This is a genomic window from Micromonospora sp. NPDC047738 (assembly GCF_040642675.1).
Taxonomy (GTDB): domain Bacteria; phylum Actinomycetota; class Actinomycetes; order Mycobacteriales; family Micromonosporaceae; genus Micromonospora.
The window spans coordinates 140,185-151,543 of the sequence record NZ_JBEYSO010000018.1 but is presented as its reverse complement, the minus strand read 5'-3'; the positions used below and the strand labels follow the sequence as shown (position 1 = coordinate 151,543).

Sequence of the window (11,359 nt, the reverse complement as noted above, 5' to 3'; positions counted from 1 at the left end):
AAGCGTAGAGAACTCCGATGATCAATGGACCCGTGCCTGCTTGCTACCCCGGGGTCCGTCCGCCCAGGCGCCCTACCTATTGCCGGTCGCTCTTAGTACGGCAGGTCGATGCGTTGCCGGCGGGCGAACTCACGGTGGGCGGTGACGACCGTGTCGATGAAGTAGGCCGCCATCTCGTCGGCCCGTAGCACCCGGGCCGTTTCGACCCTGAAGTTTTCATCGCAATAGCGTTCGGCGGAGACGACGCAGGGCTGCACCTCGAGAGCGTCCCTGAGGAGATCTACGGGTTCATCCCCGGCATCGACGATGAACTTCACGCCGTCGCCGAAGCTCAACTCCCAGTGCAGCCCGTCGTCAGTACCGACCCAGAGTTGCTTGCAGACTGTGTCTGGGGTCTGGGAGAACATCTCCCGCATCAAGCTGTCGTCCGAGCAGATCGCCGACATGACGCTCGGGGCGCGGTCGATGGCCGCGGCGACCGGGGGGAGCCCGGCGAGTCGGTCGACGCGGTAGAGGACGTAGCTCGGGTTACCGCTGGGTTCCTCGGACTCGATGTCGGGCACCGCGTACGGGGGTAGTTCAGATGTCATGGCTTCATGTTCCTTCATGGTGCGCCGGGGGCCGGGCTGGCGACCCGGCCCCCGGCCTACTTGGCTAGTCGCCTATCGGGAAGTGGATCGTGAAGGGGATGTTGTTCTTTTGCAGGCAATCGAGCACGGCGTCCGATATGCCAAGTGAGTCATACTTTCCGTGTGGCATGAAGTGCCAGTGCTTCCCCTTGACCGCCCTGTCCCCGAGCTCATTTCTCCGGAACTGAAAGTTGCGCTCATTGTCTTGCAGGACCTTGGCCTGGTTGGCCGGGTCGGCGTACCAGGAGTCCTCGTTGCACTGAATCAGGTTCTTTCTGTCGTCTTCAGTGGGGATCCCGGTCTTGACCTCGTGGAGGGTCCAGCCGTCGGGGGAGAACTCGCCGTAGTCCATCGACCGGCCGCTGGGCTCGAACTGCCCTGGCGCGCCGGCTTGCATCAGCCACAGTTGGGGCTGGCCGCGAGTGCGGTCATCACGGAATCCCATGATTTCGTCGACGAAGATGTTCTGGCCGTCGGTACTGCCCCTGGCCCATCTGACGTCGGGACCGGGGAGGTGCAGCTTTTGTCCGTTGGTGCCCACCGCCTGCATCGCGAAGTGCAGCTTCTTGAGGTCGGTGCGTTCGCCGCTGAGCAGCCTGTTGAAGTTTTTCTTACTGATTCTGCCGCTGGCCGCTGGTGCCAGGCCTTCCGGTTCGACGAGGGCTGCCCAGACCTCCGGCATGATGAGCTCGTAGGTGAGCTCCTTGACCGTGTCGGGGATCTTGTCGTACTTTGCGACGAACCGGGCCGCCGGCATGAGGCGGTGGGTGTACTTGAGGACGAACTTCGCGACCTTGGCCGGGATAGCGATCGCATCGCCGGCGTACGGGACGACGCCGAGGATGCTGAGCCCTGCGCTGACCCACTCCCCGTGGATGAGCGCGGCAATGGTGTCGCGGATGTCGGCGAGCCCGCCGAGGATCCAGCCGACGACCGGGATGACGCTCAGCCCGCCGCTACACAGGTTGCCGGCGAGCCATGCCATCGAGTCCTTTTCGGCGAAGTCGCCGGCGAACATGCCGAGCAGGAAGTCGCTGACATACGTCCACTTGCTGATCTGCTCGTCGAAGCGGCCGGGGTCGAGGCCCTGGGACTCAGCGTTGGCGACCTCGTAGTCGTCGCGTAGACCGTCTCCGTCGCTGTCCTGAGAACGCGCGTTGATCGAGAGGTCGTCCTCGGTGTAGTCCGAGAGCCCGTCGCCGTCGGTGTCGACGTTGGCGGGGTCGGTGAGGCCGTCCTCCTCCACGAGGTCTGGCAGGCCGTCGCCGTCGGTGTCGGTGTCGGTGGGGGTGGGGTCGATCGGCGGGACGTCGCCGGGCGTTGGCGGGGCGCGTGGCTGGTCGGCCACGAGCGGGTTGCTGCCCTGGGCCACCTCGGCACCGTCAGTGGCTCCGTCGCCGTCGGTGTCCGGGTTGGTGGGTGACGTGCCGAGGTCTTGTTCCTGGAGGTTGGTGAGCCCGTCGCCGTCGATGTCCTCGGCGCCGTCGGCGATCGAGTCCTGGTCGGTGTCGACCGCGTTGGGTCGGGTCCAGCCCGCCAGTTCGGTGATCTCGAACTTGTCGGTCAGTCCGTCGCCGTCGGAGTCGACCAGCAGCGGGCTGGAGCCGAACCGCAACTCCACCACGTCGACGACGCCGTCGTTGTCGTGGTCACCGGTGTAGGTGATGCCGAGCCGCGTGAGCACGTTGAAGCCGTTCGACCACGCGTTTCCGGCCTGAATGGTCGCCGGCTCCGGGTTGGCCTTGACCAGCATGTCGTCGGCCTTGGCCAGGTTGACCTTGGCCGCATCCAGGTCCGCGAACGCCTCGGCCAGCCCCGCCGGGGCGGGCGCGGGCGGCGGGCTGGCCCGGAACGGGCCGATCGTCGCCTCAGCGTCCTGGATCGCCGCGTCCGCCAGCAACCGCACACCGGTGAGGGTCTCCACCACGGCGGCCACGTGGGCCTGCTCGGCCTCCCCGTTGGGCGGGCTGGCACCGTTCAGTCGGCCCTTGAGGAACGCCTCAAGGTGCTTCAGATTGTCGAACGCGATCGCGCCATCAGCGACGCTCTTCAAGCGGGCGCCATCGAAGTACCGGCTGCCGACATCCGCCAACACCGTGTCGATCCGGCTGTCACCCAACCCGCCACCGACATACGGGCGCAACGCCTGCGTGGCCTCGGTGACGTAAACCTTCGCGTCACGCGTGTACTTGGCGGTGGGAATCTTCGCGACCTCCACCTCCCACAGGCGGCCCGACCCTGCCGACGCCGGGGCGGCAACGAGCGCCACCTGCGCGGCAACCAGAGCCGCAACCACCGCGGCAAGTCTTGACCGCCATCGTCTTCTGTGTCTCACCGGCACCTCCGTCGATACGTAACCAACCAAGAACCCGGCAAGCATATTCACAAAAGTAATTGTCCAAAGTGCCCACAGGAACTACTGGTCGAAAATGGACAGGTGTGCGGGAATGATCGACTCCCACTGGCGCTTCGAAGAGTTGTTCCAAAACCGGCAAGGGTTTGTCTCGAGTCGGCGCCATGCATCCACTATGGAAATGGCGCACGCGATCGGCTGATCTTGTTGCATTCCTGCGCGTCGCATTGCAGGCCGATGCCCTCCCGTCCGGCGCACGGTCGCCCCGGCGTGCGAGGAAGCATGCCCGCCTCAGCTGGCGTCGTCGATGAGGGCGGCGAGGCCGTCGAGGGTGCGTGCGAGGCCGAAGGTCCAGGCGCGGTCGGCGTGCCACGCGCTGCCCTGCGCTTCGCCGGCGGCGGAGCCGATGCGGACGGCGCGGGGATAGACGTGGGGGTCGAGGGCGCGGGCGAGGACGGGTTGGTTGGCGGCCCACCAGTCGGCGTCGCTCATCGCGGTGTCGGTCGTGGCCCGGACGGCGTCGTGGGCCGATCGGCAGTGCGACTGCACGAACCCGAGCAGGTAGGTCAGGGCGGCGTCGATGTCGACGTCGGAGAGCCCGGTGTCGTCGAATGCGGCGAGCTCGTGCTCGTACTTGGCCATCACGCCCGGTCCGAGCGGGGGGCGGCTCAGGGCGGCGACCTCGGTGAGCCAGGGGTGGGCGGTGAGCAGCTCCCGGTTGGCCTCGGCCACCGTGGTGAGCCGCTCGCGCCACGGTTGCCCGGCCCACGGAGCACGGGTCATCCGTGCGTAACGGGCGTCCACCATCAGGTCGAGCAACTCGGGCTTGCCGGGCACGTAGGTGTAGACCGACATCGCTGAGACCCCGACCCGCTCGGCCACCGCGCGAATGGTGACCGCGGTCAGGCCCTGCTCGTCGGCAAGCGCGAGTGCGGCGTCGACGACCTGCGTGATGGTCAGCGATCGGGCTGGCCCCTTGCGCCGTGCCGTCTCGGAGGGCTCCCCCCACAGCAGGGCGAGGGTGCGGCTGGGCTCGCCTGATCCGGTGCTGTTCTGGGTCACGGAGCGATTCTGCCACACCTTCCTTGTACGGCGTACGGTATACGATGTATAATGTAACCCGATCGCTTACCACGACAGGAGACCTGCTTGCGCAACCGTTCATCGACCATGCCCCGTCCCGCCACCTCGGAGGTGCTCATGCCACGTCCGGCACCGACCACCGGACCCGTGCCCACCGGCCCGAACGGCCGCCCCGCGGGCGGCCCTCAGCCGCAGGTCACCCGCCGGAGCACCCACCAACGGCGCCAACCCGGACGAGGGGGCCGTCGATGACCCGCACCACGACCACCCCGGCCGCCGCAGGGTCCACCGAGTCGACAGGAGCCCACCACATGCGCATCACCGAGTCCGCCATCTCGCTCAACGTCCCCGACGTCCAGGCCTCCGCCTCCTGGGTGCAGCAGCATCTCGGGTTCACCGAGGTGATGGCTGCCGACGGGTTCTGCTCCCTGACCCACCCCCAGGCGGGGCTCAACCTCATCTACCTGCGCACCGGGCTGCCGACGTTCAAGCCGGCGTCGGCTGCCGGCCGCGCCGATGGGCTGCTGGTCGTGTTCACCGTCGAAGACATCGACGCCGACTACGCGCGGCTGCAGCAGGAGGAGGTCGAGATCGTCACCCCGATCGAGACCGAACCGTGGGGGGAACGCTACTTCCAGATGGCCGATCCCAACGGTGTGATCTACCAGCTCGTGCAGTGGGTCTCGCCGCCCGATCCACAGCACGCCGGCTGATCCTTCGGCGCAGTGGCGGTGCCGTCGTGATGGCGGCACCGCCACCCCTGCGACGCTCGAGAGACAGGGAGACATCGCATGGCACCCGCTGTTGATCCTGGTCGTCGTCACCCTGGTCGTCTGGCGGGCCACCGCTCGGCGACCAGGGGAACCGCGCCCGCGACCGGCCGCGACGCGGCCTCGCGGCGATGTTCGTGACCACCGGCGCCACACACTTCGTCGGCATGCAGGAGGAACTGGTCACGGTGCCGCCCTGGCTCCCGCAAGCCAGACCTCTGGTCTCCATCACCGGCGTGCTCGAGATCCTCAGGACTGCGGGACAGGCCCCGTACGACCGCAGCGACATACCACTGCGACGTGAAAGGACATCACCGTGAACCCCGATCCGACGGTCCCTGATCCGACCACCGTCCATCCGCTGGCCGCGCATCCACGCGTGGTCTTCCTCCGACCGCTGGTCACCTCGCCGACCATAGAGATCGGCGAGTACACCTACTACGACGACCCCGAGCACGCCACAGAGTTCGAGCACCGCAACGTGCTCTACGCCTACGGGCCGGAGCGGCTGATCATCGGCCGGTACTGCGCGATCGCCTCGGGCACCAGGTTCCTCATGGCAGGCGCCGCCCATCCGACAATGGGCGTGTCCACCTTCCCGTTCACCATGTTCGGCGGCACGTGGACGGAGAAGACCCTCGATATCGTCACCAGCATGCCCAGCCGCGGCGACACCATCGTCGGCAACGACGTCTGGTTCGGCTACGGCGCTCTTGTCATGCCGGGCGTGCGCATCGGCGACGGCGCGATCATCGCCGCAAACGCCGTGGTCACCGCCGACGTCGCGCCGTACACGATCGTCGGCGGCAACCCCGCCCGCCCGATCCGCCAGCGCTTCGACGACACCGACGTTCAGCGGCTGCTGCGGGCCGCGTGGTGGGACTGGCCCGTCGACCTGGTCACCGAGCACACCCGCGTCCTCATGGCCGGCGCTCCCGCCGACATCGCCCGCATCGCCGCCGAGAACGGTCTGGAGAAGAACCTGTGACGACGGTGTCGGGCAGTGCTCGACCGGTGGCGGCGGGCCGTACGCGGCCACCACCGGCCCGGACGGCGCGCTGTGGTTCACCAGGCCGGCGGTGGCCGCATCGGCCGCCGGGCGCGCGGCGGGGAAATCGTGCAGACGGTATCTCGCCCCGGGTCGGCGACCGGCCCGGTGAGCTGTTCCGCAGCCGTACCGGCCGGCGTGCGGCTCGGTGTCCTCAATCCCCGGCTACATGATTCCAACGTACGGCACGCCGTACGTAAATGCGTCGCGGCATCGCAGAGCGGCTGCGTCCACGTCGACAAACAGGAGGTACAGGTTGCGACTCGGGCGGTTCGCGGTCGTCTTCGAGCCGGGTGACCCACCCCGCACCGGCACGGTCAGCTTCTACGACCCCGCCGGCGGCGCCGTGCCGGACGAGTACGACGAGCTCGGCGAATGCCGCGAGCTGGACCTCGCCCTGCCCCTCGACGGCCCGGTGGCCGCGTGGCAGGTGCCGGTCTGTGCCGTGCCGGTCGGCGACGCCGTCCGCCACCTCGTCGCGTTGCGCGACGAGGACGTCACGCCCGCCGCCGCGTTCTGGTCGGCGGTGGCGGTCACCGGCCTGCACCTGGTCGCCCGCGGTCGGCTGCTGCCCGGCGTCTCCCCGAACGGATACGACAGCTGGCGGGTCGGCCCGTTCGACGTCTCCGATGTGGAGCGCATCCGCGCGCTCGCCGCCGCGATGCCCCCTGAGGCCCGTGCCGTGCCGATCGATCCCTTCGCCGAGCAGCTTGTGCTGCCCGAGGCGCAGGGGCTGGTGCGGGCATTCCTGGACGCGGTGGCCGACACCCTGCCCCGGACTCCGGCGGCTGCATGGCTGACCGGTGACGCCCGGTTCACCGGTCTTAACCCCGAACCCGTGACCGACCTGCGCGAATGGGCGCAGGAGGTCTCCACGGGGGTGGACACCGGTCTGCGGGTGGCGCTGCGGCTGGAGGGGCGAGGCAACCTCGAGACCACAGGTCTCACCGCGGTGGTCCGCATGCGCAGCCTCGCCGACCCGACGTTGGTCAGCGACGCGGCGGCACTGTGGGAAGGTGATGAGCACGGTCTCGGAGAGCGGGCCACCTTCGAGGCGATGCTCGCGGTGCGTCGGGCCGCCGCAACATGGCAACCGCTGCAGCGGCTCCTCGACGAGGCCGCCCCGGTCGAGCTGGAGCTGCTCGACGAGGACCTGGTCGACCTGCTCGGTGGGGCCGAGGCGCGGCTCGCGGCGGCTGGCGTTGACCTCCAGTGGCCGCCGCAGCTGTCCCGCGACCTCCACGCCCGGGTCCTGATCGGATCGCCGCCCGAGCAGCCGCCGCAGGTGGCCCACTTCTTCCGCTCCGCCGCCCCGATGGCGCAAAGCTGGCAGCTCACCCTGGCCGGCGAGCCGCTGACCGTCCCGGAGATGGACATGGTCGCCACATCGCGGCCCATCGTCCGCCTGCGCGAACAGTGGGTGGCGGTCGCGCCGGAACTGGCCCGCAAGGCCCGGGAACGGCAGCTGCCACCACTCAAGGCGTACGATGCGCTGGCCGCGACGCTGATCGGCAGCACGCAGGTGGACGACGAGCGGGTCGAGGTGGTGGCCGACGGCTGGCTGGGCGCCCTACGCGATCGGATCGCCGAGCCGGAGGGCGGCCCGGAGCGGCTGACGCCCCCCGCCGAACTGGACGGCACTCTCCGCGACTACCAGCTGCGCGGACTGCGCTGGCTGGAACGGATGACCTCACTCGGCTTCGGGGGCTGCCTCGCCGACGACATGGGGCTGGGCAAGACCGTCACCGTCATCTCACTGCACCTGCGCCGCCAGGCCGACCCGGTTCACGCCGGACCAACCCTGGTCATCTGTCCCGCATCGGTGCTCGGCAACTGGGAACGGGAAATCCGCCGGTTCGCCCCCGGCGTACCGGTCCGCCGATTCCACGGCACCGCCCGCTCCCTCGACGGCGTCGCCGGCGGTTTCGTGCTGACCAGCTACGGCACCATGCGGCTGGACGCCTCGGCGCTGAGCGGGCGGCCATGGGGAATGCTGGTCGCGGACGAGGCGCAGTACGTGAAGAACCGGCTCAGCGGCACCGCGAAGGCGCTGCGTGAGATCCCCGCCCGGGCTCGCGTCGCGCTCACCGGCACGCCGGTGGAGAACAACCTCTCCGAGCTGTGGGCCATCCTCGACTGGACCACCCCCGGCCTGCTGGACAAGGTCGGCGCGTTCCGGGCCCGCTGGGCCCGACCGATCGAGGTGGACCGTGACACGACCAGCGTCGAGCGGCTGTCCCGCCTGCTCCGACCCTTCCTCGTGCGGCGGCGAAAGTCCGACCCCGACATCGCCCCAGAGCTGCCGCCCAAGACCGTGACCGACCACCTGGTCTCGCTCACCGGCGAGCAGACGATGCTGTACCGCCGGGTCGTCGACGAGGTGATGGCCGAAATCCGGTCCAGCACGACCAGCATCGCCCGCCGTGGCCTGGTGCTGAAACTGCTCGTCGGCCTCAAGCAGGTATGCAACCACCCGGTGCACTATCTGAAGGAGCCGCACGGCACGCTCTCCGGACGCTCGGAGAAGCTGCAGCTCCTCGACGACCTACTGGAGACCATCCTCGCCGAAGATGGCGCTGCCCTGGTCTTCACCCAGTACGTACAAATGGCCCGGCTGCTGCAACGGCACCTGGCCGAGCGGGGTGTGCCGGCGCAGCTGCTGCACGGCGGCACACCGGTGCCCCGGCGTGAGGAGATGGTGCGCCAGTTCCAGGCCGGGACGGTACCCGTGTTCCTGCTCTCGCTGAAGGCGGCCGGCACCGGTCTCAACCTGACCCGCGCCGACCACGTCATCCACTACGACCGCTGGTGGAATCCCGCAGTGGAGGAACAGGCCACCGACCGCGCCTACCGGATCGGGCAGACCAAGCCGGTGCAGGTGCACCGGCTCATCGCCCAGGGCACCCTGGAAGACCGGATCGCCGCACTGTTGGAATCCAAGCGGGAACTGGCCGACGCGGTACTCACCGGCGGTGAAACCGCCCTGACCGAACTGTCCGACGCCGAGCTGCTGCGGCTCGTGCAGCTAACCAACAAGGAATGAGCGACGTGGACTTCGACTTCGACGACGAGCTGGACGCCGACCCGGCCGAGGACGACGGGCGCGCCCGCACCTTCCCAGCGTTCGGCCCGGCCAAGCGGATCGGCAGAAAGTTCGCCGACACCTGGTGGGGCAACTCCTGGATCGAGTCGATGGAGCGCACTGCGCTAGACCCGCAGCAGCTAAAGAAGGGCCGACGATACGCCTTCGCCGGGCAGGTCGGGTCGATCACGGTGAGCCCGGGCCGGATCTCCGCGCCGGTCCACGACGGCGACCAATATACCCCGCACCACACGGTGGTACGCATCGGCACCCTCCCCGACGCCGAATGGGACCGCTTGCTCGACAGGGTGGCCGCCAAGGCAGGGCACATCGCCGCTCTGCTCGACCGGGACATGCCGCAGGACCTGGTGAACACCGCCGACGACGCCGGAGTGCGACTACTGCCCGGCTACGGCGACCTGGAGCCCGAGTGCGACTGCCCGTCCTGGGATCACCCCTGCCGACACGCCGCCGCCCTGTTCTACCAGGCGTCCTGGCTACTGGACCGCGACCCGTTCGTGCTGCTACTGATGCGCGGAAGGGCGGAACCGGAACTGGTCGAGGAACTACGCTCCCGCAACACCGGCCGGACGGTCACCGCCGAGGAGAAGGACGCCACCGGCACCCGGGCCGAGGAGGCGTACGCCACCGCCCCGGCGGCGCTGCCCGGGCCGCCAGCGCCGGTGCACGGCGAGGCGATGCCCCTCGCGCCCCTGCTCGCCGCGCACGATGCGCCGGGCATCGACGCCGACGCGTTGGGGATACTCGCCGCGGACGCTGCGTCCCGTGCCCGGCGCCTCCTGGTCGCCACCCCCGCAGAGGTGCTCGCCCCCGAGCACGACGCCTGGCAGGACGCCGTGCGGCTCGCGTCGCGGATGCCGCACTCGCGGGCCGCGAAGCGGCTCGAGGAGGCCAGCGGCCGAGCCGGCGAGCTACCCCGGGCGATCAAGGCGTGGGAGTACGCCGGCCGCGCCGGCGTGGACGCCCTCGACACGGTCTTCAGCCCGCCGAAGGACCTCGTCTCCCGGGCCACCGACGCGCTCCGCGAGGCGTGGGAGGGCAGCGGCGCCGCACCGGAGCTCAAGAACTGGCGCAACCGCTGGACCGTCGGGCGCGATGTGCAGATCCGCTACGGCCGCGATGGCCGCTGGTACCCGTTCCGCCGCCGCTACGGGCAGTGGTGGCCCGCAGGGCCGCCCAGCCCCAGCCCGGCCGACGCACTGCTCAACGTCCTGAACGACTGAACCGCGGGCTGAGCTTTCCAGCGCCGCGCCGGTCGGCCGCGCAGCAGTCCCACCGCGCAGAGTTCGGCCAGCCACACCGCGTCGGAGGCGTCGGTCTTGCGGCCCGGCACGTTCTTGACGTGGTGGGCGTTGCACAGCAGGATCTCCAGCCGCTCAGCCTCGCTCAGGGCGTGGAAGACGGGCCGACCCGGACTATGCCGCCAAAAAGGCCCCCGTCGAGCACCTCTACGCGATCGCCGACGGCGAGGTCATACCGGAGGCCGGCGAGCCCGAGTCGTGTTCTGCCTGGACGAGTTCGGCCCGTTGAATCTCCAGCCCCATCCGGGGCGGCAGTGGGCCGAGCGCGTTGGACGGCACAAGGACCCTGAGCGGAAGCCGCGGCGCCGCCGGCGGGCGACCTACACCCGCCCGCACGGGATCAGGCACCTGTTCGCCGCCTACGACCTGGCCCGGGACAAGCTCTACTGCCACATCAAGCCGACGAAACATCGGACACGGTTCCTGAGTTCTGCCGCTACCTGAGCATGCAGCCGCCGCAGACCCGCATCGCGATCGTGCTCAGCAACTACTCCCCGCACCTGAGCACGAAGAAGGACACCCGGGTCGGCGACTGGACTACGGCCAACAACGTCGAGCTCGCCTACACACCCACCAACAGTTCCTCGCTCAACCGCATCGAGGCCCAGTTCACCGCCCTGCGCTACTTCACCCTCGACGGCACCGACCACGGCAGCCACAAGCAGCAGGGCAGCATGATCCGCCGCTACATCATCTGGCGGAACAACAACGCCGCCGACGAACGCCTCCGTAAGGTCGTGGCCAGGGCAAACGTCGCCTAAGACTCGGCCCGAGGCCGCATATACCAGTCACTGCTGAAGTCGGCCTGCAGAACCAGCTCGTTCCGCGCGAGATGGTCGGCGTCGTCCACGAAGACACCGCCGAGAACCAGTTCACGATCCGCTTCCTGCACACCATTGGACCGCGGAGCTGATGGCACGTCGATACGCAGCCGCATTCCTCCGGGAAGCCCATCGAGCACTTGACGAAGCTCACCCACTGTCCACTCCCGGACCTCGTGGCGGTACCGCTCCAGCTCCTGATCACCACCCACGATCGCAGAATAGGCCACCGGGCCAAGACAGCCAGGCGC

At 69.1% G+C, this 11,359-nt stretch carries 10 protein-coding genes; 6 read left to right on the top strand and 4 right to left on the bottom strand.

What is annotated here, in order from left to right:
- Positions 1-92: 92 nt before the first annotated feature.
- The 3 genes from ABZ783_RS25110 to ABZ783_RS25100 all read right to left on the bottom strand — a co-directional run bounded on the left by ABZ783_RS25110 (position 93) and on the right by ABZ783_RS25100 (position 4,044).
- The gene (locus ABZ783_RS25110) at positions 93-563 is read right to left on the bottom strand and encodes a hypothetical protein (RefSeq protein WP_357442123.1); all 471 of its coding nucleotides are present in this window, start codon (positions 561-563) and stop codon (positions 93-95) included.
- A 91-nt stretch (positions 564-654) separates the two neighbouring features.
- Complete coding sequence (locus ABZ783_RS25105; RefSeq protein WP_357442122.1) at positions 655-2,925, bottom strand: hypothetical protein; 2,271 nt, start codon at positions 2,923-2,925, stop codon at positions 655-657.
- Between the two features lie 348 nt (positions 2,926-3,273).
- Positions 3,274-4,044, bottom strand: a complete 771-nt coding sequence (locus ABZ783_RS25100; protein WP_357442121.1) for a TetR/AcrR family transcriptional regulator — start codon at positions 4,042-4,044, stop codon at positions 3,274-3,276.
- 269 nt (positions 4,045-4,313) lie between these two features.
- Here ABZ783_RS25100 and ABZ783_RS25095 point away from each other — a divergent pair, with 269 nt between their 5' ends.
- From ABZ783_RS25095 to ABZ783_RS25070, 6 genes are all read left to right on the top strand, one after another.
- Positions 4,314-4,778: a VOC family protein gene (locus ABZ783_RS25095; protein ID WP_357442120.1), complete on the top strand. Its 465-nt coding sequence runs from the start codon at positions 4,314-4,316 to the stop codon at positions 4,776-4,778.
- Between the two features lie 188 nt (positions 4,779-4,966).
- The gene (locus ABZ783_RS25090; RefSeq protein WP_357442119.1) at positions 4,967-5,155 is read left to right on the top strand and encodes a hypothetical protein; all 189 of its coding nucleotides are present in this window, start codon (positions 4,967-4,969) and stop codon (positions 5,153-5,155) included.
- Entirely contained in the window at positions 5,152-5,823 is a 672-nt protein-coding gene (locus ABZ783_RS25085; RefSeq protein WP_357442118.1) for a CatB-related O-acetyltransferase, read from the top strand. Before ABZ783_RS25090 ends, ABZ783_RS25085 begins: the two co-directional genes overlap by 4 nt.
- 316 nt (positions 5,824-6,139) lie before the next feature.
- Entirely contained in the window at positions 6,140-8,926 is a 2,787-nt protein-coding gene (locus ABZ783_RS25080) for an SNF2-related protein (RefSeq protein WP_357442117.1), read from the top strand.
- On the top strand, positions 8,923-10,209 hold the full coding sequence (locus ABZ783_RS25075; RefSeq protein ID WP_357442116.1) for an SWIM zinc finger family protein: 1,287 nt from the start codon (positions 8,923-8,925) through the stop codon (positions 10,207-10,209). Before ABZ783_RS25080 ends, ABZ783_RS25075 begins: the two co-directional genes overlap by 4 nt.
- Before the next feature lie 524 nt (positions 10,210-10,733).
- The gene (locus tag ABZ783_RS25070; protein WP_357442115.1) at positions 10,734-11,048 is read left to right on the top strand and encodes a hypothetical protein; all 315 of its coding nucleotides are present in this window, start codon (positions 10,734-10,736) and stop codon (positions 11,046-11,048) included.
- Here ABZ783_RS25070 and ABZ783_RS25065 read toward each other — a convergent pair.
- Entirely contained in the window at positions 11,045-11,320 is a 276-nt protein-coding gene (locus ABZ783_RS25065) for a DUF6225 family protein (protein ID WP_357442114.1), read from the bottom strand. The genes ABZ783_RS25070 and ABZ783_RS25065 overlap by 4 nt on opposite strands.
- Positions 11,321-11,359: the final 39 nt, after the last annotated feature.

Bases quoted from the DNA above. Each gene is read 5' to 3' on its own strand.
- ABZ783_RS25075 (WP_357442116.1), top strand. From the start codon at position 8,923: ATGAGCGACGTGGACTTCGACTTCGACGACGAGCTGGACGCCGACCCG.
- ABZ783_RS25090 (WP_357442119.1), top strand. From the start codon at position 4,967: ATGTTCGTGACCACCGGCGCCACACACTTCGTCGGCATGCAGGAGGAA.
- ABZ783_RS25095 (WP_357442120.1), top strand. From the start codon at position 4,314: ATGACCCGCACCACGACCACCCCGGCCGCCGCAGGGTCCACCGAGTCG.
- ABZ783_RS25070 (WP_357442115.1), top strand. From the start codon at position 10,734: ATGCAGCCGCCGCAGACCCGCATCGCGATCGTGCTCAGCAACTACTCC.